We start from the raw sequence: 25,465 nt of genomic DNA on the forward strand, positions 1-25,465 counted from the left end.
CTTTGCACATGATAAAGAAATATGTGCAATGAAAGAAATACCTAGCTTTAATGCTTATATCGAGAAGAGCATCAAGGCCCACTGGGACCTTAATGCCCTTACCGACTATAAAGGGAAAACGCTACAATATCACGATGTGGCACGAAAAATAGAGAAATTACACATACTGTTCGAAAACGGAGGCATCGTAAAAGGCGATAAGATTGCACTTTGCGGACGAAATAGCGCCCATTGGGCAGTGGCCTACCTAGCCATCATCACTTACGGCGCGGTAGTTGTTCCGGTGCAGAACGAGTTCACACCCGAACAAATCTATAACATCGTCAATCACTCAGAGTCGAAACTGATCTTTGTAGGTGATGTTGTTGCACCAAACCTAACGATTGAATCGATGCCTGCCATCGAAGCCATCGTTTACCTCCCCGATTTCTCCTTGCGCGAATGCAAGTCGGAAAAGTTGTCGTTCGCACGCGAACACCTTAATGAAATATTCGGAAAAAAATACCCCAAGTACTTCCGCAAAGAACATGTGGCTTATCATCAAGACCATGCCGAAGAGCTAGCCATTATCAATTACACAAGCGGGACCACAGGTTTCTCTAAGGGTGTGATGCTACCTTACAGGGCACTATGGGGTAATCTCGACTTTGTGATGCACGAATTGGCGCCGCATGTACCCGTTGGTGGTAACATATTGAGTATATTACCCATGGCCCACATGTACGGACAGATGTTCGAATTCATACTGGCCTTCTGCGCTGGGGCACACAACCATTTCCTTACACGACAGCCTTCGCCTTCGCTCATCGTAGAAGCCATGAGCGAAATAAAGCCCGCCATCGTCTCGGCTGTGCCGCTGATGGTAGACAAAATCATACGTAAGAAGATATTTCCACTGGTACAAAACAGTCGCGTTAAGTTGCTTTCAAACATGCCAGTTATAGGCAAGAAGGTTAAAAATAACATTTGCCAGATGGTGCGCGACCTCTTTGGAGGCAATGTCTACGAAGTGATTGTGGGTGGAGCAAGTCTTAACAAGGAAATTGAAGAGTTTCTTACAGATATCGGTTTCCCCATCACCGTGGTGTATGGCACCACCGAGACCGCACCTGTACTCACCTTTACCGACCAAAGCCAGTTTGCACCAGGTTCGTGCGGCATACCTGTGCGACACGTCGAGGTAAGAATTGCCAGCAACGATCCACTGAACATACCTGGCGAAATCATTGCACGTGGCATCAACGTGATGCAAGGTTACTACAAGAACGAGGAGGCAACAAGGCAAGTTTTGGATCAAGACGGATGGTATCACACGGGCGATTTGGCCACCATGGCACCCGACGGACACATTTATATACGTGGACGCATCAAGAACATGTTGCTAGGTTCGAACGGACAAAACGTGTTTCCTGAAGAGATTGAAGACAAACTCAACTCGATGACATTGGTAAACGAGAGTCTTGTGGTGCAAAAGGGTGATAAGCTAGTTGGTCTGGTATATCCCGAAATGGATGAAGTAGCATCGTTAGACCTCTCGCCCGAAGACTTGGAAGGCATTATGGAGCAAAACCGCCACGAGCTGAACACCATCTTGCCGTCGTATTGCAAGCTTTCGGCCATTAAGGTACACGACACCGAGTTTGAAAAGACACCCAAGCGTAGCATCAAGCGCTACCTCTACCAAAACGTGTGATGGCCTACATGCCAAACGATAGAAGTTAAGAAATAAATGAGAAAATAGAGATTTAACGGTTCGCACCCAAACCAAGTATAATGTTTAAATGCATACAAAATATGGAAAAGATACCTAGCTTTAACGCCTGTGTTCAGAAGAGCATCGTGGACCATTGGGACCTCGATGCACTGACCGACTTCAAAGGGCAGACGCTCCAATACCATGATGTAGCGCGAAAAATAGAGAAACTACATATTCTCTTCGAAAACAGCGGGGTTGTAAAGGGCGACAAGATTGCACTTGCCGGGCGCAACAGCGCTAACTGGGCGGTGGCTTTTTTGGCAACGCTCACATACGGGGCTGTAGCTGTACCCGTGCTACACGAGTTTACCGCCGAGCAGATGCATAACATTGTGAACCACTCGGAAGCCAAATTGCTCTTCGTGGGCGATGTGGTTGCCACCACGATAGACGCTACCAAGATGCCCTCACTTGAAGGAATCATCTACATTCCCGACTATTCGCTGGTGCTTTCACGTACCGATAAGCTTACTTACGCTCGCGAACACCTCAACGAAATCTTTGGCAAGAAGTATCCAAAGTACTTCCGTAAGGAGCATGTAAGCTATTATATAGAGGAAAACCCTGACGAATTGGCCCTCATCAATTATACCAGCGGCACCACAGGTTTCTCGAAAGGCGTAATGATTCCTTATCGTGCCTTGTGGAGCAACCTAGATTTCGCCATGGGTGTACTAGGTCCGCACGTATCGGCAGGCGACTCCATCATCAGCATTTTGCCCATGGCCCACATGTACGGCATGGCTTTCGAATTTATCTTCGAGTTCTGTTGTGGATGCCATATCTATTATCTCAGTCGCATTCCTAGCCCTGCCATCATCGCGCAAGCATTCACCGAGATTAAGCCCAAGGTGATTATCGCTGTACCATTGGTTATCGAGAAGATTATCAGAAAGCGCGTTTTCCCCAAGATACAGAACAACAAGATGCGCCTGCTGCTTAATATGCCGGTGATAAACAAGAAGATTAACCAGAAGATTAAGGAACAAGTGGCTGCTGCTTTCGGTGGACAATTCTACGAAATCATCATCGGTGGAGCGGCGTTTAACCGTGAAGTGGAAGCTTTCCTCACACGTATCGACCTACCCTTTACCGTTGGCTATGGCGCAACCGAATGTGCACCCATCATCACCTACGCAGATTATAAGGACTTTGTTCCAACATCGTGCGGCAAGGCTGTAGTACACATGGAGGTGAAGATTGACAGTCAAGACCCCCAAAACATACCTGGCGAAATTCTGGCGCGTGGTATGAACGTGATGTTGGGTTACTACAAGAATGAAGAAGCCACACGTGAAGCACTTGATAAAGACGGCTGGTATCATACGGGCGACCTCGGATTGATGGACGCGGAAGGCAATGTGTTCATCAAAGGACGCTCTAAAAACATGCTGCTTGGGTCGAATGGACAGAACATTTATCCAGAGGAGATTGAAGACAAGCTAAACTCCATGACCATGGTTACAGAAAGCGTGGTGATACAAGATGGCGACAAGCTTATCGGTTTGGTATTCCCCGACTTCGAAGAGGCTAAGAACCTAGGGCTGAACAACGACGACATAGCAAACCTGATGGAGCAAAATCGACTGCAACTGAACGACATATTGCCAGCATATTGTAAACTGTCGAGCATAGAAATACATGCCGAAGAGTTTGAAAAAACGCCTAAAAAGAGCATCAAACGCTTTAAATACCAAAGGTAAGGCGAGAGAACGCTGCATAAAATGCGAACGCCCGATTGTTAAGAGCAATCGGGCGTTCGTGCATTTACTATGAGAGAGTTGATAAGGATGACATAAATTGCCCTCCACTCTTCAAATTAGCAAGGTAGGAAAAGTGAACTTGCGAAAAGCATTGTAACTTTGCCTTCAGAATAAAATCCACGTATGTATGAAACCTATCACCTGTAACAGCTATATACAAAGCATCAATAGGGCAAGCCATTACATCGCCACGCATCTCGACGAAACGATAGATGTGAAGACATTGGCAGGTGTAGCCAACTTGTCTGACTTTCATTTCTGTCGTATTTTCAAAGCCATCAAAGGCGAACCACCCATCGCCTTTATCGCCCGAATAAGGATAGAGACTGCCGCCCAACTGCTACGTTACACCTCGCTTACGGTAGAAGAGATTGCCTACAACATTGGCTACGAAAGTCCTGCTTCGCTTTCAAAGGCCTTTAAAAACCGATATGGCATCTCCCCCTCCCTATACAGAACGGATAAAAACATATATATTATGAAAAGAGAAGTTATCAATGAAAACTTGGCACTTAAAGCACCAAAGCTAGTAACATTGGAAGATAAGAGCCTTGTCTACGTGTCGCTGATGGGAGAATATGGTTCACTGAACTACAATGATGCCTACCAACGCCTCTGGGGCTTAGTGAAATCGCAGAAACTTTTCACTAAGGGCATCGAATCACTTTGCATATCGTATGATGACCCAAAAGTTACCGAAGCCAACCAACAACGTAGCGACGTATGCCTAACCATACATAAACCTGCCAAACCCCAAGACGGAGTTAGCTGCAAGACGCTCGCTGGCGGCAAATATGCCATGTTTGCGTATCAAGGTCCTTACGAAAACCTTGCTGCCGTGTATGATGAAGCTATGCGATGGCTGGTAAACAGCGAATACGAACTGCGTGATGAGCCGATGTTTGAGAAGTACTTGAACAACTGTCACCGAACGCCCGCAGAGAAATTAAAGACCGAAGTGTATATACCCATTCGTTAATTAAATGGCTTTATGAACACAACAAAAACAAGAAACGCCGTAGGCATCACCCTGGCCATTGCCTTATTGCTACTCACCTTATCAGGATCGGGCTACTTCTTCTTCACGTTGAAAGTTAGCTTTGTGCAATGGCTCGCTTTCAATGCTTGTTCACCCGCAAGTTTGATTTACCTCGTTTGCCTTTCAATATTTTGGCTTAAAGGGAAAACAGCCTTGCTTCCATTCGCCCTTTTACCGATGTATTATTTCGGAACAATGGGCCTTTTCACCTTCACTTGGAGTGGAGCAAATGTCTTTGCACAGCTCTCGCACATCACCATGACCCTCAATATAGCGTGGGCAACCTTCACACTCTATCGCATTGGCGACTATAAAGCCACAACAAAAGGTTTGTTTTGGGGCATCGTGGTGTTTGTTCCCTATATCTCTTTCGTGATGTATTATTGTCGAACACACGCTGCAGAAATCGGTAGATTGCTGCAAATGGCGGGATAGTATAAATCTTATCACATGCTAAACGAAAAAGAAAACAGCACGATAAATGGCCGTTGCAGGGAGTGTTATGCCGAAAACAATCGTGCAACGCCCTTGCTTAACCCCGAAGCTTGTTTGCGTCATCATCGCCAATATGTATGCAACACCTGTGGCAGATGTATCTGTGCCGACGTAGACGAAAAGGGAAGGTTCCGCGCCCTCTTTCCTTTTAAGTCGCTGGCAATAGCCATTCTATACCTGCGAGCTGCTGAAGTGGTGTGGCAGAGGGCTTGTGGCATCTACGAAATCAACAATGATAAAGGAGGAAGAGCGTATAAAATATTTCCTTCAAAGACGGAGCTAAACCTGTATTTGCAAAACAACAAGCACAAGCGTTGCCTTTCAATGCAGCCCTTATTCACAACCCCTTGCTACGTTGGCTACAAGTCTGAACAGCTGCGTATGCTAACTAATGAAGAGGTTGATAAGTATTTAAACGAAAGAAGCGAAGTAACAGGAGAACGCTAGACGAAATAACGACGGAAAACAAGGCGCATTTTTCGTTGGATAGCCAACAAAAAAACATCCTCGGAAGTAACATATTCATACTTCCGAGGATGTTTTATATAAAATGGTTGCAAAGTTTTTGCAAACTTCGATTTTATTGTATCACATACTTTTTCTTTCCTATGATGTAGATACCCTTAGGCAGTCCATCAAGAGAAGCTTTTCCCGAACGCACCAATCTGCCGTCTAAAGAATACACCTTATCGGCGTTTTCCATTTCGTTTTCACGAATGGCATTGTCGATGTCGGTAGTTCCTCCGCCTAAAACCTCATCTACAATTTGTCCATCGATAGAGATACTCAACAATTTTGCACCTGCTCCACTGGAGTTGCCAGATTCTACCCAGCAGCGGAAACCTTTTGCCGAGTGGGGCTTTGAGGTTCTATACCATCTGCCATCCTTATTCATTACATACGAACCTGCTGGTATAACCTTAGTCGTTTGGTTAACATACGTACCACGGAACCTAAGCGAGTTATTGTCCAATGCCGAGGTCTTATATGGCTCTTCGATGGTAGACTTTGATGGAGCAGCTTTCAATGTGACGCCTGGAACAGTGAAATATGTACCCTTGAACTTCATTTCGAGATTCTTTTCGTGGGGTAGATACACGCCAACCGAAAATTCATTCTCTGCCTTCGCCAGTTCTTTCATCGGCTTGATGAGATAAAGTTTTCCTGCTTCAATCACCACCTTGTTTCGATTGTCCTCATCCAACTGAACACTTTCAAACTCCATCAGCGTCTTCCGTGTTGAACTTGGACCTTTAAATTTGGATACCTTTGCATCTGCTCCAAACGCCAATTCCACTTGTTTGCCCGTAAGATCGCAAGGCAACATGACAGAATTCCATTGCCCAGAGATAAACGAACGCTGCATTTGCAAAGTGGTAGAGAGGTTTGGATCTATTTGTTTCTGCATGTAAGTGGGGGCCGTCTCGTCTTCGTCTAGCACAATGGTGTTGATACCACAATATTGTAGCATGAAGTTATCGAACGAAACCCAGTCAGACGGTTTCACGTTCGCACCTTCAATCTTGATGCCAATGGTCAATTGGGTTGAGAAATTAGGTTGCTCATTTCCATAGACATAAATCATCACAGAGTTGCGTGCATATTTGCCTGCGGTTAATGCTCGGCCTGCCTGGAGATAAGAATCCCCATCCGCACTGGTGAATTTTGTCAGATTGGCATCATTAAGCACATACAATGGAGTACGCTGTTTAGCACGCTCTAGACTTTGTTTATTGTCATCTTGTGCAAATAGATATGCGGTCATATCACTACCTGCCGACCTTCTATAAAAGCCACTGCACGTTAAGAGATACCATCCTGGATGTTTAACAGTAAAAGTTTGGGTTACGCTTCCCGACTTTCCCCACGCTTCACCATGGAAATATGGACCATATTTAGACAGTCCCGAGTAGCCTTTTTCAAACTCGTTGGTCAGTAGGTTTGCAGGAACGATTTGCCACATCTCAGCACGTTTCTTTGTTCTTATCAACCAAGGGTCTTTAATGCTGAAAGTTATGTTCGATGGTTCTTCATCATACGCATAGGTTTCTTTAATGGCTTTCTTCAGATCTTTTAAAGTAACCAGTTTCCAAATCGCAACAGAATCCTTACTGCTCTCAGCTTCTCCCAAAGAATTGTAGTATCTAATGCCACGTCCACCTTCTTCCATGGCATTGTTTGCATATAAAAATTTTTCATTACTATATGCCCAAGTGGTATCTTTGGATGCCGATACGGTAAACGTACCAGTTTGATAAACGTGAACGTAATAGGCCTTTGCATCGGGGTCGCTGGTACTTACTGGGATCAAAACTACACGAGGTTTATCGCCGATGTTATATATGACAGGATTTGTGCGATCAAGATATACAGCTCCAGTAGCTTCTCCAGCCCACGCCAACGAGCTACCTCCCTCGGTTAGTAAGCCTCTTGCTCTAAACCTATAAGCATCAGCTTTAGAAGGCAATGTCATATCCTTAACAACATCAAAAGCCATCCCAGTCTCGCCCAAAACAGCTTTCATACCCCAGTGTGAACCAGGCAACAGAAATTCTTTTGTACCAACATTATACAGATAAACTTGCTTTTCATCGGGATCGGCTGAATTGACGATTGTCGAGACGTCGTTTCCCTTATAATAGGCACGAATGATCTTTTTTGTTTGCGACTGCATATTGGCCGTGAAGCTACACAGTAATAGCAGTAGGCAGAAAGTTCTATAAAAGCCACTTTTCCGTTCAATATTGCTTTGGTACGAGAAAAGACGGGCTAAAAAAGTAAATTGTTTCATATTCAGTATCCGTTTAATTCTTTCTTTAAAATCGTATATACCCCACCAAATATTAAAAGAACAACTTGAAATGCCAGAACAATGGCGGGTATAAATGACTTACTTATTTTGTTTTTAAGATGGAATTAATTAACTTCGATGTCATCATCGGCATCTTCTTCCTTAATTCTTTCAATGTCTTCACCTGTGGCATTTTTCACGTGGGAATAAGCCAACAAATAAAACTCAACGCTTTGTTCAACAACAAGCGAGCGTGGCGTAACGTATTCTTTCTTCATGTCAGAATGTTAGTTTTTAATCGTCTTCAGTTCTTCTATTCTCTATTTAAACTCTTCTTAATTTTCTTTCCTTACGTCATTCGGCTTTTTCACGATGAGCAGCAAATTGCTTCTTTAAGCAATCTTACGCCTTTTCACGAAACATTCGAAGCCCAAATTCTTTTGGATATCTTCTCTCCGAAACAGCCATAAAGAGATAATTGCTTAGTTGTCCTAACGTTCGGTTATCCTCTTAACTTATGTCATGAACAACAGAAAAGTTTCTAAGCACGTGCAAAGGTACACATTTTTTACAACATAAAAGCGGTTTTTAAAATAATTCCATACAAAACGACTATTTTAATTGCTATTTCCACCGCATTCATTGTGAAAAAGACATAAATCCCACCGGCAACTTATTTATATCGAACTTGTAAAAAGAGAAAGAAGTGGACAAATATACAGAAAGTGAATTGGAGGTAAGACACCGCTCATTTTAATTATGGCCAAGGTAAACTAAACGACCATAGAGCCAACCCCTACACAGTGAGCACACAAGAAATCATACCTATTAGTATACCATTACACCAAGGATTTCTCCGCCAAGCATGCCATATAAGATTGTAAGTGCATTCCACTGGTATGCCAACAAGCGCGGTAAAGGGGACATTTTTAGTGTGGCTTCTTCTTTTACCTGTAAACATTTCGTACCATTTTTTAACATTATGAGTGCCTATCTAATTCACAAACGCGCCACCGACTTGCATTTAATCGACTCTCACGAAAGTTTGTAACCAACTGATATACGTAGGTTTATGCTATTATCCTCAACGAAACGGAAGGCTTATAATAGTGTTTAGGTACGTGATATTGCTAGGTTTGAGTAATCTAGACATAAATTTTAAATCGGCAATTCCTCATCTCTTGTTTTCTGTTACTTTATATCTGACTTGACGATTTTTCACTGCGTTCGTTGCGTTTTAAGGTGAAACGCCCTGTTATCGCTAAGATGTAATCTTGTTCCATGTGACATGGAACAAGATTCCAGATGATGTGGAACAACCTTCCAGCTTATATGGAACAGGGGTCCCGCTTATAAAAAATAAGGCAATAAACCTAATAATACACTGTGAACAAATATGTTACGCTGCTTGTTGGTTTATAAATTAGGAGGCGTGAAAATAACGTTGCTTTGCTGTTTGGTGAAATCGGGAGTTGGTAAAACATGCACGACAGTGGGGAAAATGTGTTTTGACGAGGTAGAGAATGAAAGAGGTGAAGATATGTTTTTGCCACTTTTCGCGGATTAATTCTTCTAGAACAGTGAGGAAAGAAGGTGTTAATTTGTAAATATTACGCACCAGATTTAACGTTATCAGAAAACTAAGGAATGAAGAGAAAAGCTTATACGGTTTGAGTGAATTAGTTGACTTTACAAGTGAAGTACATCGTATGCGCCACATATTGGCAACAGTAGGAATACTATCCTATACATTGTGGATTGAAACAAACTAGAAGAGGGATAGAAAAGACAAGGGCACAAGTCTACCTCGAAATAGCAAATGGTTTATAACAGCTCAGGGAAATTTATGAGATGCTATACAAAGAGGTGCACAATCACATTGTTCTTACACTACAACCATTTCCCATTGACATAAAGAAAAACAAAAAGGTTGTCTCTATAAACATAAAGACAACCTTTCAAAGTAATTTCCTTTCTACTAAAAAATAAAACTAACCTGTGTTTACTTTTTCATCATTTTCTTGCCATCAACAATATAGATACCCGCAGGAAGGCTTTCCCATGCCTGCGTTTGGCGCACTCCTTCAATATTAAAGATATCCTTTGGCGCTTTTTTTTCACTTTCAAGCGATTCAATTGCAGTGGTTTTCAAATCGCCGACCGTATAGAACACGTTACGTTGTGCATTAGAATTCCAAACATCTTCACGCTTTCCACCTCGTTCAATTTCGAGATGTATTTCATAAGAATGGTTAGGTTTCAACATCGAGGCTTTAAAAGTGACACGCGTTTTGCTTGCATCGTTGGGTTTCTCGCAAGGCAAATAAACATTATTAGCAGAACCTAAATCAATCCATTTATTGTCTGTCAGGTCGTGTAAACGATAATAAATGCGCCCACGATAGCCTTCCCTTATTTGATATCCAGTCACTTTGGCATGCACTTGCAAGCCTATTTCTTTTATCTTATTGAGCTGGAAGGTGCTATAATTGGCGTTAGCACCATCCACTAAGAAGTCTACAAAGTTAAACTCAATCGTTCCTTGGTGGGGATCGGGCAACACTTCTATCTCAAAAGGCTCTTTCATCGTAATGGGAACAATAAATTCTGAATTCTTTTTCTTAACCTTTATCGATAGGGTTACGCTGTATTTACCAACCTTTAATTTGCCGAAATCGCCAGGATTATTGTATAGCGCCTGCATGTTGATGGTAAAAGAAGTGTGCCCAAGACGCTGTGCAACAACGTTAGGTGTAAGCAAATAGGCATTATAAACCTTATTGGTTTCAAGGCTTTTAAGCGTCATCACCAAGTCGCCACGCACTTCTTCTCGCCCAGGGTTATACATAGTGAAGCTAAAAGCACCCATCTTGCCCGAGTCTTCATAGAAAGGAGCAAGCACACTTGGCCTCTTTTCAATGGTAACAACATTTTGGGGGTTGTTTGTATTGATGCGAACAGCGTTTGTTGTGAGTTCAACTTCCATTTCATTGGCGTGGTTAATGGGTTTCCACTCGCCGTTTTTCTTAGTCTGTTCATCCAGCATTTCAGAGAAGACGGGCACCAAACGATAGTGTCCATTGGGTAAACCTTCAAAGCTAATGTTAGTCAAATCAAAACTCATAGCGGTGAAAATGGATGCCCAAACTAGGTTGTCGCTGGCAGAGTTAAATATTTTCACCCGTTCGTTCTTGTGGTTATAAAGTGCCAGTGCAACCTTACCGGTAAACACACCCAGCTTTCCTTTAACAGGACTATATGAGCCTAACTTTTTAATTGAAGCACTCAATTTCTCTGTTCGTGTTGCTTCTGTTTTGCTAATGGTGAATGCAGTGGTGGCGCGAGCATCCAATCCACGTTCTATTTCCTTAAATGGAACGGCCTTACCATCATTGGGATGGGCAAAAACAACAGACATGTCATCCCAAAATGTGCCACTAAGCGCAAAGCCTGTAACATTTAAATAAACGGTGTTTATATCAAAATAGCCATCGTTTAGTCCTTCCCATCCCCAGTTGGTATGTAGAAAACCACGCTCATCATAGCCGTCGTAAACATAGGCATGTGGGCCTCCGCAAACCAAAACAGGATAGCCGTTGGATATTTCTTGCATCACTTCTTTGAGGAATTCGTTAGCAGGCAAGAAGTCTTTATCAAGGAAACGTACCGTATAATCAAACTTATCTCGAAGTGCATTGCACGCATATTGCAAGTTTGAGTCGCTCCCCTTGTGGTAATATCTCATGTTAACGGCTTTGCCAATGTCGCGCATCAGCACGCCAACAGCTTGCCTAGAGCGTTCTGAAAGCATCTTGTTAGAGGTGTCTTTCATATCACCCCACCAATAAGTAGGACTCTTCCTAGCTTCGTCGCCCTCTTTTTTAACATACCCTGTGGGACGGTTTTTGGGCCATTTGTGGTGGTACATCACTTGTGCTGTTGCAGTTGCTACACAGCCAGTAGGCGTTGTTTTGCCATCCACTATAAGTGTATATTTGTTATAAGGAAAATACTGGCTCCACTTACAAGTAAGCAATGGCTCCACTTTTCGCTTGATTGGCATCTGCGTCGTTGGTGCTTGCTTACTGCTATTGCGTACAGCTTTCACCACTTGTTCATAATCTTTTAGAAACTTCTTGAAGTATGGTGGTTGTTCGTCGCTATTCTTCGACATGTTATCACCATAGCCAACCAATTCGTTTAGTTTGCTTTCTCCCGACACAATAACAAACTTTTTATCGCTAGAACTGGTAAAAATGTAATATGCAGGTTGCTCGTTGGTTTGTGACGAGCGTGTGGCAGGTGTGTTCTTCGATAACGTTGGGTTATTGATATACTTCGATGCAATGCTCAAAGCTTGTCCCTTTGTTATGGGATTTGCATTAGAAAGCACAACATTTGACAACACTGTTAGTGCTAATAACAATGTCTTTTTCATTTGTTCGTTCATTTTATTATTAAGTATTTTGGTTTGTTTTATCATTATTCGATGAAAGTTGACAATATAGCCTCAGCACATTTTTACTCCAAAAAGGTTGTGCCTACTAAATTCAAGTCGCTTTTGACAATTCAAGTTCATCTTCATTCACTATCTCATGGATGTCTCTTCATTGTTTTTTCTTTACGCATTGCAAAAGTAATATAATTTATTTTAACTTACAAATCCACATTGATTAAATAACAGTAACATCGTGTTTTTGCGAAAAACAAGATAATATTGGAGATTTTTTTACCTATAACCAAGGGCAATTACCATACATTATCCATTTACATGAAATAAGGTAATTCTCACTTCCCATAACATCTTTGAAGAAAGAAAAGAAGCTAATTTGGAGCGAAAAGCGATGAAAGCCATAACCAAGACAAAACAAAAAGCCCCTAAGTGTTGAGACTTAGGGACCTAATTCGCGATATAATGCGGAGAGAGGGGTTTATGAACCAAACTCTGCTAACTCGTTGTAATTAAATGTCCTATCAATTTTGACAAATCGGTCGTGTAGCATTTTTGTAGCAGTATTTTGACTGCTTGATGACTACCATTCTGACTACCTTTTGAAAGAACAACTGCTCTCTTTTCTTCGGTACAAAGGTATATAAAATTGTACCAACCTCCAAATCTTTGTACCATAAATATTTAGAGATTTTACTGCTACACATTCCAGTGCAAGGTGCAAGCCCTTATATATAAGGGGTCTTGCACCTTGCACTGGAGGACTTGTGCGTGATTGCCTAATATTGGTTGACCTTTTATAGCTTTATCACTAATAAAAGGTGAATTATGTTATTATTTATTTCTATATAAGTTTACTATATTTATCTTATGCTTGATATAGAAACCCTTTGCATCCGCCACCAAACAAATAATTGCATCTGGTGCATGACGACTTGCAGAGGGTACATAAACTTGCGTGTGACGGGTTGCTCGTGCCAAGATGTTTCTATAACTTTATGTTTATGAAAGAGTTACTGGAATTTCTTCGAAATGAGAGATTGAACAAACATCTAAAACAGGCGTATCTAGCTGAGAAATTGGGAGTTGATGAAAGCACAATATCCCGATGGGAGTCTGGTCAGATTACAATGGACTTTCTCCAAATAGTAAACTATGCGACTGTTTTGGAGATAGATGTTTATGAAATGTTTGCATATCTCGCAAGCAATGGACAAGATCTTCTCAGACCTATTGCAGAAGTACACGTTGGGGTGTATACAAAAGAAGCCTACAACTCTCTTATGCAATACCTTGCGAATTCTGGGATGGATATAACAATTAAAAGCACCAAGTTGAAAAGATGGAAATAATCGCAGTAGAAAGCCAAGCCTATCAGGAACTGATAGATAGGCTCAACCGAATAGAGCAGTATGTTGAGCGCACTTCTCATCTTATCCAAGATATAGATGACGAGCTAGAGATGACAACCAAAGATCTTATCGGGACTCTGAATGTTTCAGAGTCCACCCTTTATCGCTGGCGCAAGAAACAGTTGGTACGGTATCGCTACACGGAGGGTGGCGATGTACGCTACTTCTTCAAGTCTATCGTGATAGCCACGAAATGTAACCGGCTTCGCGTATCAGGTATGAGAAACGACGAGGTTCTTGGTCGGCTCAACCGTTTCAAGGACAATCTCATCATGAGTTCATGTCTTAACCCTAAAAACCGACAATTATGATAGAAAAGGAACAGATTCTTTTGCTAACACAAGGAGGTCTGAATGTGTTTTCCCATTTCCTCGGCTTTGAGGTAAACCTTCATCGCAACTTCCGAAGCCCTTTCTATGACGATAGGCGGGCTTCCTGCCATATCTACTACGACAGGAAAACTTCTTCTTACAAATTCTATGATCATGGCGATACCACCTATTCAGGGGATTGCTTCTGGTTTGTGGCAACCCTCCGTAACTTGAACCTGAAAACAAGTTTTCCCGAAGTATTGGAAACGATTGTACAAGAACTTGGATTGTATTCTTTATATGATGGTGAAAAGCATAGCAGCCATATCACGTCAGCATATAAAAAAACTATTGTTCCCACTCCTAAGGCTGATATAAACAAGTGTACGGAAGAACGTCCATATAGTTTTGAGATACAGCCTTTTGACGAAGGACTGCTGAACTATTGGGCGCATTATGGTATCCATGAGGATACACTCCGACGCTTTCGTGTACGGAGTCTTAAACGCTATGAAAGTGTATCTGCTGAAGGCAAAAAGTTTGAACTTCACAGTTCACCTACGGAACCTATGTTTGCCTATATCGGAAACGGCTATGCCAAGATATATCGCCCTCATAGCCCAAAAATCCGCTTTCTCTATGGCGGACGTATGCCTGCCACTTATTGCTTCGGTATGGAACAGATTCCAACCAAAGGCGATATGCTTTTCATTACAGGCGGGGAAAAGGATGTGCTCTCATTGTATGCACACGGCTTCAATGCCATCTGCTTCAACAGTGAAACGGCACAGATACCGGAAAGTATCATTGAGAGCCTTCAGCTTCGCTTTCGGCATATCATTCTTCTGTATGATGCTGACGAGACAGGCGTACGCGAGAGTCATAGACAAGCAGAACATTTGGCGGAATACAAGGTCTTGAGCCTTTCACTTCCGCTCATCGGCACGAAGTCTGAAAAAGACATTTCAGATTTCTTTGCCTTGGGCAACGGGGCAAAGGAACTGAAAGAGCTGCTTGCCAAGATGTTCTCAGGCCTATATAGCCAAACTATGATGATGTTACGTTCCTGTGAAATTGACTATGAGAATCCACCGGACATTTCCAAATCGGTCGTGGCTGTGAATGGCGTTCCGCTGGGAACGCAGGACAATCTGTTCTGCATTACCGGAGGTGAGGGGACAGGCAAGAGCAATTATGTCGGAGCCGTCCTTGCCGGAGCGTTGGGAGAAGAACGGCTGCCGATAGAGAAAACATTGGGATTGGAGATTACCGCCAACCCCAAAGGCTTGGCAGTCCTGCACTATGACACGGAACAGTCCGAGGCACAGCTGCACAAGAACTTGGGTAAGACATTGCGTAGGGCTTCTTTGACGGCAGTACCGGAGTTTTGCCATTCCCTATATCTTGCCTCTCTGTCCCGCAAGGACAGGCTGAAGCTTATCCGCGAGAGTATGGACTTGTTCCATCACAGGCATGGTGGCATCCATCTTGTGGTTATTGACGGTATTGCAGACCTGATACGCTCAGCTAATGACGAGACGGAGAGTATTGCCATTGTTGATGAACTTTACCGCTTGGCAGGGATTTACAATACCTGCATTATCTGCGTGCTGCACTTCGTGCCTAACGGCATTAAGCTGCGCGGGCATATCGGCTCGGAGCTTCAACGCAAGGCGGCAGGTATTCTTTCCATTGAGAAAGACGACAATCCAGAATACTCAGTGGTAAAGGCACTGAAAGTCCGTGACGGAAGTCCGCTGGACGTACCGATGATGCTTTTCGGCTGGGACAAGGCTGAGGATATGCACGTCTATCGTGGTGAGAAATCCAAGGAAGACAAGGAAAAGCGCAAGACCGATGAACTGATTGGCGTTGTCAGGGAGGCTTTCCGAAATTCTTTCAAGCTCACTTATCAGGAACTTTGTGAGGTTCTGATGCGGGAGATGGGAATCAAGGACAGAACTGCGAAGAAATACATCGCCTACATGAAAGAACAACGTATCTTAGCACAAGATACCAATGGCAACTATCAAAAAGGAGAACTATGCCGTACATAGATTATAAAACCAAAGATACTTGGCAAAAACGCCTGTTTGACAAGCTGATGAGTGTCGAGGATAAACTCGACCGGTTGCTTGTCCTGCAAGAGCAATCCGTCGATACAACTGTCCATCCACCCCTGAAACCGGAATATCTGGATATCATAGATGTATCCAAGATACTCAAAGTAGAACAAAAGACCATCTACAACTGGGTGTGGGCAGGGAAGATTCCTTATCTCAAAGCTAACGGACGATTGCTTTTCCTTCGGGAAGAGATAGATGAAATGTTACGTAAACGAGATGGCTGGTAGTAGCAGACGACATTCTGATGTATTAGATTTTGGCAATATATTTGTTTTATTGCCAAAATCTAACTATCTTTGCACCGGACCATTAGTGATAGCAGAATGAATGTCAGTAATATAATTGTAGATTTTGCAAACACCAACAAGGAATTCAGAACGAATGACTTGTCTGAGTATCTTTCTGGGAAGATTGAACTTTCCAAGAAGATGTTGTCCTGGCACTTACGCAAGTTGCTGGACGAAAAAAAAATATTCAGAATAAGCAAAGGAGTGTATACAACAACCCCTAAAGCCATTTTCCGTCCTGTTCCTAATGCTCACTCCATTCGATTGTATAAGAAATTAAAGGTGGAATATCCCTTATTGGACTTTTGTGTTTATAACGGCGAAATACTGTCAGACTTGCAGCATCACCTGTCGTACAACAACAATATCTATATAGAAACGGAGCGCGATGCCACTGAAACCATTTTCCACTTTGTACAGGATATGCACGAACGCAGTTTCCTTTCGCCGAAGGAGGATATTATGTCCGATTATATCCGGTTGGACAAAAGTTCCTTTATTGTGAAGCCTCTTGTTTCAGAATCGCCCATACAGGAAGTAAACGGCATAAATGTACCAAGAATTGAGAAACTCTTGGTTGATATCCAATGTGACAGGGATTTCTTCTACCTGCAAGGTCAAGAGTCCTTGTACATGATGCAGAATGCCTTTGCCAACTATAATGTGAATATTGGCATGTTACTGCGATATGCCTCACGGCGCAATATTAAACCGCAAATAGAAAAATATATCAAGGAATTTGTATGATCAAGAAAGAATGTATGACCACCGAGTGGATAAAATCCATTTCTGTGCGTAACAAGTATAAAGACCTGAATCTGATAGAGAAAGTTATCAGGGCAATGTTGCTGTTGGAGATGCTGAAATTGTCAGGTTGCCCGTTCTGTTTCAAGGGCGGTTCGGCTCTGATGCTTATTTTGGGTGAGTCCGCTCACCGACTATCCATCGACATTGACATTATCTGCCCACCCGGGACGGATATTGAGCCATATTTGAAAGATATAGAAAAGTTCGGCTTCATATCTAAGACCCTTGATGAGCGGCAGCAGAGGGACACGAATATTCCCAAGAGCCACTCGAGATTCTTTTATCATATCGCTTATAAGAACGATGATAAACCTGCGTATATACTGCTTGATGTCCTCTACGAGGATTTACAATACCATGCGACTGAAGAAGTTGAGATTAAAGGCCCTTTTATAGAACTGGACGATGAGCCATTGAAGGTAACCGTGCCATCCGCTGACGACATTCTTGGTGATAAACTTACGGCATTTGCCCCCAATACCTCGGGTATTCCTTATATCAAGGGAGGTAGAGACCGCTCGTTGGAAATTATCAAGCAGCTATATGATGTAGGCAGGCTGTTTGAACATTCCGGTAACTTTCAGCACACTAAGGATACTTTCACCCAAATCGGGAAAATAGAATTGCAATACCGGGGCTTACCCGCTGAACTTTCACTCATTTATGAGGATATTAGAGAGACCGCATTGTGTCTGGCGACTAGAGGGCAAATTGGTAAAGGTGATTTCAAAATGCTACAAAGTGGCATTAAGAAAATAGACGGCTACATCTATAAGGGGAAATATCGCATAGAAGAAGCTATCGTGGATTCGGCTCGTGCAGCTTACCTTGTTACTTCAATAGAAAAATCAAATACAGAAATAGAGAGATACGATGGAAATCCGAACACCATACTTGCTATGGAATTGTCTCCTTCCGTCAATAATAAACTCAACAGATTGAAGAAAATACTACCTGAAGCTTTTTTCTATTGGGTCAAGACAAGCGAACTATTACAAAAATAATCAGTTAGGTTTTGGCAATAAACAAGCGTTATTGCCAAAATCTAACCAGCTCAACAAATAACTACAAATACACTTCCATTAGTGTCTCCACTTGGGTCTGAAACTCTGCAAACGGCCATCCTCTTCTTTGTCTTGGACAGGGTTGTTCTCATTCTTCATTTTGGCAGGGTAATTGTTGCCGAGTAAATCTTTTTCTTGCTTTATTTCCCCTTTTTCTCCCTTTTCCTCATCAGGTGGAGCAAGGGTAAGCGCAATCTTTCTGTCCAACTCAGCGGCTTGCCCTTTAAGTGAACAAAGCTCGTCCTCTTTTTTCCAAGAACTGTTAGCAATGTTGGTGTAAACGTCTTTGTTGGCCACAACCTTTGCCATCTCTTTCTCATGTGATTCTATGACTTTCGGGATACGCTCCAAGGCGTTAATGAAGTTCTGACACGCAAGTTTCGGGTCTGTTGCCAACTTACCATTATTATAGGTATAGTAGATACTCTCCTGTCCTTTGACGAAGAAGCGGTTCACCGAACAGTCAAACAAATCCTTGGAAGTACTCTCTGTCTTGACCATAATGGAGAAACCATAGATTTCGCCAATTTTGTGGTATTCCCCTTTGGTGCGAGCTTTCTCGTCAATCTCCTGTAAACGTGCAGCAATGACCTTGAAGTCTGTACTATCTTCCACACCCTTGATAGTTAGTTTGTTGATGGGCTGTCCATCGGCATCACGTTCTACACGCTGCTCAAATAGAGCTAAGTCAGACTGTGCTTCCTTGATTTTGTCTGTATGGAAAGATACGGAACTGTCAATCTCAGCCAACTTCCCTGTTGCAGCATCACGTTCACGGAGGAAGTTCTTACGTTCTGATTCCAAGGTAGTAATCTTCTTATCCAATCTTGCTTTTTCCAAAAGGTCGGTATTGCCTGAAAGCACTGCTACATACTCTGAGAAGTTCATGCCGCTGTCCTCATCCATCGAACCCTCGTCGATGGTGCGACAACCAAGCTGGTTACTTTTCAGTTGATTGATGAACAGCTGCTTGTTATGCAGCAGGTTAAACTTGTAGCTATCCAAGGAACGTTCCACGGCATAGATAATCACATCGACTTTGTTGTCGGCAAACTCTTTGGCGATGAGGTTTCCTTTGCGTACGGCACGTCCGTTACGCTGCTCTAAGTCCGAAGGTCGCCAAGGCGTGTCCAAATGATGGATCGCAACGGCACGTTGCTGGGCATTCACACCAGTACCCAACATGGACGTAGAACCGAAGATAATGCGAATATCACCGCGGTTCATCGCATCTACCATTGCCTTCTTTGCTTTCTCGTTCTTGCATTCCTGAATGAAACGTATCTCGTAGGACGGGATATGATAGTCTTCTACCAGCTTACGCTTGATTTCCGAATAGATGTTGAACTCTCCGCCGGGCTTGTAAGTTCCCAAGTCAGAGAACACGAACTGTGTACCTTTCTGTGTATCGTACTTTCGGTAATAGTCATTGAGCATCTTGGCACAATGGCTTGCCTTGTTGTCTATATGGTCTGAGTACCCTTTTTCATCAATCATGCGTAAATCAAGGCTCATCTTCCTCGCGTAGTCTGTTGCGATAAGCATCTTTGCCCTTTCCTCACTCTCACTCAGAGGTGCTCGCCCCAAGATTGTGGCATCGCCACTCTTGGCAAACTCCATCAGCTTTCCGATAAAGACTTCCTGCTCGGGTGTAGGCGGAATGTTGTGTAGTATCTCATTCTTTTCCGGGCGGTCGATGCCAATATCCTTTGCCGTGCGAAAATCGCAAATCTCCGCATAGAAAGCAGCCAGTTCGGGCACTTTGATGAAGGTACGGTAACGTTCCTTTTGGATAATCTCATTGGTGATGGAGAACTCGTAGTCAGTCGATTTCTTGGCAAAGACGGCTGCCCATGCATCAAAACTATTGATACCTTGCTTTTCCAAAGCCTGCGGACGGAGATACTTGAAAAGAAGATACAACTCCGTCAGGCTATTGGAAATGGTCGTTCCCGAAAGGAAAGTGGCTCCTAAGTCCTTTCCGGACCGTTCTTGTATGGTATGAATGGCAAAGAGCATGTTTAAGGCACGCTGTGAACCATCAGGATTACCCAAGCCCGATACACGGTCATGGCGAGTGTTGAACATCAGGTTCTTGAATTGGTGCGATTCATCTACAAAGAGGTGATCGATACCCATCATCTTGAAATCCACCGCATCGTCCTTGCGTTCGGTGATGCTGTCCTGTATGTTCTGTAACTTGGCTTCAAGCGTCTGTTTGCGTTTTTCCAGTCCTTTGAGCATCCCACGGGAGATATCTCTTCCTTGTTGCCGCAACACCTCGAGGTTCTCTTCCACGGAGTCCAGTTCCTTTTGCATAATCGCTTCCTGTATCTCCAAGGCCTGCGGTATCATACCGAACTGTTCGTGCGTGAGGATGATACAGTCCCAGTCGTTGTTCTTGATGTCGTTGAAGATACGTTGTCTGTTCTGTTTATTAAAATCGTTCTTACCAGGATAGAGTACCTTAGCATTAGGATAAGCTTTCCTAAAGGTATCGGCAATGTCGAATACATTTGCCTTCAGTCCGATAATCATCGGCTTGTTTGCCAGTCCCAAGCGCTTCATCTCGTAGGCAGCTGTACACATGATGAGTGTCTTTCCCGCCCCCACCTCGTGGTCGCAGATGCCGCCACCGTTGGTTTTGAGCATCCACACTGCATCCTTCTGGCTCTTGTAAAGGTCATCAATACCCAATCGTTTGAGGTCAAGGTCGGGAAAGGTCTGGTGCGTACCGTCAAAGTTAGGGCGTACAAAACAGTTAAAAAGGCGGTTGTATCTGTCGGAGAGTTGCTGTTTGAAGGTATCGGGTGTGCGCCCGAGCCAATCGACAAAGCCTTGTCTGATTTCCTCAATCTTGGCATTTGCCATCTGGATGGCATGTCCGTCCCTTACTTTGATGGTCTTGGTCTCTCCCGTAACCTTGTCCGTCACCTCCTTGCTCTTGTTGATGTCGGGAATGGTATTGTGCAGGGCATGCTTCAAGAGATTGATGCCGTCATAGCGGCGGAACTCTCCCTGTACGGCATACTTGTGCCAGATATTGGCATTCTTTCGGTCGCAGACAATGCCGTACTCGTCCATGTTGGAATGGTAGGATACGCCAATATCCGTCCCGAAAAACTCCGAAGCAAACCTGCCATAGACCTTGGCAGGTATCCAGCGTTCACCGAGATTGAAGTCAAGGTCCGCAAAAGGAATGGGTGTTGGCGTGGCTGCACGTAGGGCAGCAAGGCTCTGCTTTGCTTCCTCGTGCCCGGGATGGTCCAAGAGCCACGACTCGATGCGCTCCGCCTTTTCTATTACATTGCCCGAAATGAACTTATCCGCCACCTCGTATGCGTTTTTTTCGGGATTGAAATAGATGCGCCCTTCCAAGGAAGAAATGATGTCGCTTTCCTCCATATCAGGTAAAAGCGAACTCATGTAATCAAGTTCCACTGTGCCGTACTTGTTGAGCGATGCGCCAAGAGCCTCCATCGGGTCTGTGGCAATGGTCAGTTCCGTGGTAGAAAATGCCGTTGGATGGTCGAAGATGTCCGCCTTGATGTACCTGCCGTTCTCGGAGCGTTCCAAGAACAGCATTTCCACGCCTGTAGCATCCATCTTGATGATGTCGGTGTTCGCTTTCTGGTTAAAGTAGCCCCAACGTGCAACATAGTCATCATACAGGTGGTTGAGCCTGCTGCGGTCTTCCCTGTCTTCTGCATGGTTCTCTGCCTCGTAGTCATAGAGACGGTGATAGCACTCCCGTATCTCGATATAGGCTTTGAGACGGGAAAGCTGCGCATACGGCAAGTCCATCGGGTTGAAGGTCGGATGTCGCTTCAGGTCAGAAAGAAACCCCACCTGACCTTTCTGCACGACAATGGAGCCGTCTCTCAGGTGAGAGTCCGGCGAAGAGAGAAAAGGGCGCGGTGAAGCGTCAAACTCTTTTCTGACTTCTGCTATCGGCTGCGGCTTGCGCTCCTCGGCTTCGTTCATGAAGTCGAAAAGGGATGGCTCACGTGAAGAGGAAGAAGCCGCTTTCCTGCTGCCACGGGTACGCCGTTGAGGAATGGTCGCTGCCTTTTGTATCTTGGACTCCGATGGTTTCTGGGGAGCAGTTTGAGTTATAGGACGGCGCACCTGTGAAGTTCCTGAATTATCCTTGATTTCATGGTTCACACGGGTAACTTCTCTTGTCCAAAGACTGTATTCCTCCGGGGCAAATAGTGACAGTTGCTCCGGTTGTCCGATGTCTTCCATGTTATTGTCCACCACCGGATGATGATCGTCGTCAAAGAATATCGTCTGCCCGTTCATCTCTCTCGGGGCTTCAATATCCGTACGGATTTCTTGTGGTTCCTGCTCGTATTGATGATGAAGTGTCAAGGCGGGTACGCCTTCGGGAGCAGGTTCTATAGTCATGGAAGGCTGTTCTGATACGAATTGTTGTGGGGCAGACTCTGATGATGACGGCTGTAATGGAATTGTCTCGCCGTTAGGAACGGTATTTTCCATTATCTGCGTATCGTTCTCAGAAGCAATGGTTACAGTCTCTTTAACCTTATTCTCTGTTTCTGCCTTTGTTATCACTTCTTCCTTGATTTCCTCTGCTACCACTTCTTCTTTGGTATATTGTCCCCTGACTATTTCTTCCAGTTCGGCTATCTCGTGCAATTTCTTAGGAGAGAAGTACAGGTCACGTTCAATGCCCAGTCCTCTTACTTTTACGCCTTCCATCTCATCGAGGGACATATTGCCAAGCTCCCAGCCGTAACCCATCGTGACAGCACCGAAGCCAATGCGGCTCTTAGGATCATATTCCAGAAGGTAGGCTGTGTATGCTCCCATAGGGAAGAAATAGCATGCATAGGCAACCTTATCGCCTATGAGTTCCTTTTCCGTGCTGTAAAGTTTTGGTAGTTGCTTCCTGATACTGTCGGGCATGAGGTTATAGGCATCGTTTATACCCTTGTCTTCAGTCTTTGTCTTCTCTGTTTCTTCTTCCCGAATTATGGTAATACCCAACTTGCGAAGCTGTTTCTCCGCTTCTGCCTCTCGCTCTACCTCTGTCATCGGTATACCTGTTTCATATAGTTTACGGTCGATACGTTGTTCCATTTCAAGGGAGAGCCGTGTTCGGAGACTTTCTGCCATTTCCTCAATCCCTCCTGTGAACCGATACTCCCATGCAGGTCTTCCATAAGGGTCTGTACCCATTATGCGCTCTGTGGCAACGGTGCGATGAGATATGTCTTTCCAATCCCCTACAAAAAGAGAGTTATGCTTGAAGACGACAGAAGAGCCTTCTTCCTTGGGAACGGAAACGGTTTCTACGAACTGCTGCTCAATGCCCTCGCTGATTTCTTTACCTGTCTGCTTCTGTAGGACGATGAGGTCACTGCCCACGGCCGTTCCTGCATTGTCTGAAAACATACCCGATGGCAGTCGGAGAGCGGAGATAAGGCGGCTGTTCTGCATGAGGTAACGGCGTATGGCTTCATTGCGGGGACTGTCTAATACGCCCTGTGAGGTGATGAATGCCAAAATTCCACCTTCCTTGATGCAGTCCAGACCTTTCACGAAGAAGTAATTGTGAATGGCACGTGTGGACTCACGTTTAAGAGTGTCCTTACCTTTGCTGTATTCTCGGTCATAGACCATGAAATCACCGAAAGGAATGTTACTTGTAATAAGGTCGTATTTGTCTTTGTTTTCTAACTCCCCAATAGCTTCAAAAGGCTCGTTTCGGACGAAGATATTGCCTTTGCCATAGGGGTGCAGGGCCTGTGAGATGCGGGCAGTGAGCAGATCCTTTTCCATTGCATCTACAACTCCTGCTTGCCTTGCAAAGATTTCGGCAAAGGCACCCATACCCATAGAAGGGTCTAAGCATCGTCTTATCTGCAGGTTTGTGAAGGCAAGTGCGTCTGAGATGGCAGAAACGATGCGGGTATCAGTATAGAAGGAGGTTAGCACGCTTGCCTTGATGCTCTCCCAATACCGCTTGGCGGTATTGGCATCAACGGCATCACGGTAAATCATCTGCTTGAGCCTTTGGGTTGGCTCGAAGAGGTGTTGCTCCGACTTGCTCCAATAGCGGATGTCATCGGGGTTATCCGTACGGTTGAGTACACATTTCAAGCCACCGAAGCCTTGGTAGTCCCGTAAGATACTTTTCTCAGCTTCGGTGGCTTCGCGGCGTTCTTTCTCCAGGCGCAAGACCACACGGATAGTTTCCGTATTGGCTTCAAGGACGTTTTTCTTATTATATGCCATAGTGTTTTCTTTTAATAAAGTGGAGGTAAAAAGGTCGGGAGGTAATACTTGTATCTCCCAACCTATATCCGTTCCTCTCTGTATCTGTCAGGATTATCTCCCTTTTTGTTTTCCTTTCTTGTTCTCAAACTCAAAGGAAGTGGCGTAGTCTTCGCCCAGAACAAGTCGGGCATTAAACTTCTTGCCTGCCTTGCTGGTCAGCCCTTTAAGGATAGGCGTACGACCGGAACTTATCAAGTCGTGGATATTATCTTCAGAGAGAAGTATGCCGCAGACTTCACGAAACACATGGAAACCACAGGTCTCATGCCTGCACTTGGCTACCTTGGCATAGATGCCGACACTCTGCTGTCCGCATTTTGGGCAGCGGTAGACAGGATAGGACTTTTGCTCTGAAGAAAGCGAGAGGAGTTCCTCGCAGATTGTCCCCACGTATGAATTAATGCCCTGTGCGAACTTATCAGATGGCATCTTTCCTGCTTCAATAGCGGCAAGGGCAAGTTCCCAACTGCCTGTCATCTCCGCATTGGCAATCTTCTTGTCCTTGACAATCTCATAGACTGCCAGGCCTTTCTCGGTAGGTATGATGGATTTCTTGTCCCTACAGATATAGTCACGGAGGATAAGCGTCTCAATGATGTTGGCACGGGTGGCAGGTGTTCCGATACCACACTCTGCCATTGCCTTCTTACTTTCTGCATCTTCGACCTCTTTTCCTGCGTTCTCCATAGCAGAAAGCAGTGTCGCTTCTGTGTAGAGAGGTTTAGGTTTGGTCTTATGCGCGGTTATCTCGGCAGAAACAAGTGGTAAAATCTCTTCTTCTGTCAAACTAGGCAATGAAGACAAAATCTGTTCATCACCATCTTCTTTCTTCTCTACTTCAGTTGCCTGCTCTTTCTG

Annotated in this window: 16 protein-coding genes; 11 read left to right on the top strand and 5 right to left on the bottom strand. The window is 44.2% G+C overall.

Features of this window, described 5'->3' with window-relative positions; all coding sequences use genetic code 11:
• The first annotated feature begins 28 nt into the window (after positions 1 to 28).
• The 5 genes from F453_RS0102270 to F453_RS0102290 all read left to right on the top strand — a co-directional run bounded on the left by F453_RS0102270 (position 29) and on the right by F453_RS0102290 (position 5,500).
• On the top strand, positions 29 to 1,693 hold the full coding sequence (locus F453_RS0102270; RefSeq protein WP_018966544.1) for an AMP-binding protein: 1,665 nt from the start codon (positions 29 to 31) through the stop codon (positions 1,691 to 1,693).
• A gap of 101 nt (positions 1,694 to 1,794) precedes the next feature.
• On the top strand, positions 1,795 to 3,459 hold the full coding sequence (locus F453_RS0102275) for an AMP-binding protein (RefSeq protein WP_025789795.1): 1,665 nt from the start codon (positions 1,795 to 1,797) through the stop codon (positions 3,457 to 3,459).
• Positions 3,460 to 3,646: 187 nt separating this feature from the next.
• Positions 3,647 to 4,498: an AraC family transcriptional regulator gene (locus F453_RS0102280; protein ID WP_018966546.1), complete on the top strand. Its 852-nt coding sequence runs from the start codon at positions 3,647 to 3,649 to the stop codon at positions 4,496 to 4,498.
• Positions 4,499 to 4,510: 12 nt separating this feature from the next.
• Positions 4,511 to 4,993 carry a hypothetical protein gene (locus F453_RS0102285; protein ID WP_018966547.1) on the top strand — a complete coding sequence of 161 codons (483 nt, stop codon included), beginning with the start codon at positions 4,511 to 4,513 and terminating at the stop codon, positions 4,991 to 4,993.
• Positions 4,994 to 5,008: 15 nt separating this feature from the next.
• Positions 5,009 to 5,500: a hypothetical protein gene (locus F453_RS0102290; protein ID WP_018966548.1), complete on the top strand. Its 492-nt coding sequence runs from the start codon at positions 5,009 to 5,011 to the stop codon at positions 5,498 to 5,500.
• A gap of 133 nt (positions 5,501 to 5,633) precedes the next feature.
• On the opposite strand, the gene F453_RS0102295 is transcribed toward F453_RS0102290, so the two are convergent.
• The 3 genes from F453_RS0102295 to F453_RS0102315 form a co-directional block, all read right to left on the bottom strand.
• Positions 5,634 to 7,844 carry a hypothetical protein gene (locus F453_RS0102295; RefSeq protein WP_018966549.1) on the bottom strand — a complete coding sequence of 737 codons (2,211 nt, stop codon included), beginning with the start codon at positions 7,842 to 7,844 and terminating at the stop codon, positions 5,634 to 5,636.
• A 125-nt stretch (positions 7,845 to 7,969) separates the two neighbouring features.
• A complete protein-coding gene (locus F453_RS15795) occupies positions 7,970 to 8,122 on the bottom strand; it encodes a hypothetical protein (RefSeq protein WP_009235665.1) in 153 nt (50 codons plus the stop codon).
• A gap of 1,724 nt (positions 8,123 to 9,846) precedes the next feature.
• Complete coding sequence (locus F453_RS0102315; protein ID WP_026292419.1) at positions 9,847 to 12,282, bottom strand: C10 family peptidase; 2,436 nt, start codon at positions 12,280 to 12,282, stop codon at positions 9,847 to 9,849.
• 1,016 nt (positions 12,283 to 13,298) lie between these two features.
• Between F453_RS0102315 and F453_RS0102320 the strand changes: the two genes are divergently transcribed.
• The 6 genes from F453_RS0102320 (at position 13,299) to F453_RS0102345 (ending at position 18,241) form a co-directional block, all read left to right on the top strand.
• Entirely contained in the window at positions 13,299 to 13,646 is a 348-nt protein-coding gene (locus tag F453_RS0102320) for a helix-turn-helix domain-containing protein (protein ID WP_025789793.1), read from the top strand.
• A complete protein-coding gene (locus F453_RS0102325) occupies positions 13,637 to 14,017 on the top strand; it encodes a MerR family transcriptional regulator (protein ID WP_004365032.1) in 381 nt (126 codons plus the stop codon). Before F453_RS0102320 ends, F453_RS0102325 begins: the two co-directional genes overlap by 10 nt.
• Positions 14,014 to 16,074: a bifunctional DNA primase/helicase gene (locus F453_RS0102330; RefSeq protein WP_004365030.1), complete on the top strand. Its 2,061-nt coding sequence runs from the start codon at positions 14,014 to 14,016 to the stop codon at positions 16,072 to 16,074. The genes F453_RS0102325 and F453_RS0102330 overlap by 4 nt, the downstream gene beginning before the upstream one ends.
• Positions 16,062 to 16,370: a helix-turn-helix domain-containing protein gene (locus tag F453_RS0102335; RefSeq protein WP_004365029.1), complete on the top strand. Its 309-nt coding sequence runs from the start codon at positions 16,062 to 16,064 to the stop codon at positions 16,368 to 16,370. Before F453_RS0102330 ends, F453_RS0102335 begins: the two co-directional genes overlap by 13 nt.
• Before the next feature lie 96 nt (positions 16,371 to 16,466).
• A complete protein-coding gene (locus F453_RS0102340) occupies positions 16,467 to 17,177 on the top strand; it encodes a DUF6577 family protein (protein ID WP_018966554.1) in 711 nt (236 codons plus the stop codon).
• Positions 17,174 to 18,241, top strand: coding sequence for a nucleotidyl transferase AbiEii/AbiGii toxin family protein (locus tag F453_RS0102345; protein WP_025789792.1), 1,068 nt, complete (start codon positions 17,174 to 17,176; stop codon positions 18,239 to 18,241). Before F453_RS0102340 ends, F453_RS0102345 begins: the two co-directional genes overlap by 4 nt.
• Before the next feature lie 78 nt (positions 18,242 to 18,319).
• On the opposite strand, the gene F453_RS0102350 is transcribed toward F453_RS0102345, so the two are convergent.
• Both F453_RS0102350 and F453_RS0102355 read right to left on the bottom strand, forming a co-directional pair.
• The gene (locus F453_RS0102350) at positions 18,320 to 24,565 is read right to left on the bottom strand and encodes a helicase-like domain-containing protein (protein ID WP_018966556.1); all 6,246 of its coding nucleotides are present in this window, start codon (positions 24,563 to 24,565) and stop codon (positions 18,320 to 18,322) included.
• Between the two features lie 93 nt (positions 24,566 to 24,658).
• The coding region (locus tag F453_RS0102355) for a DNA topoisomerase (protein ID WP_018966557.1) at positions 24,659 to 25,465 on the bottom strand (807 nt) is incomplete at its 5' end.

It is taken from the genome of Hoylesella loescheii DSM 19665 = JCM 12249 = ATCC 15930, assembly GCF_000378085.1.
Classification (GTDB): domain Bacteria; phylum Bacteroidota; class Bacteroidia; order Bacteroidales; family Bacteroidaceae; genus Prevotella; species Prevotella loescheii.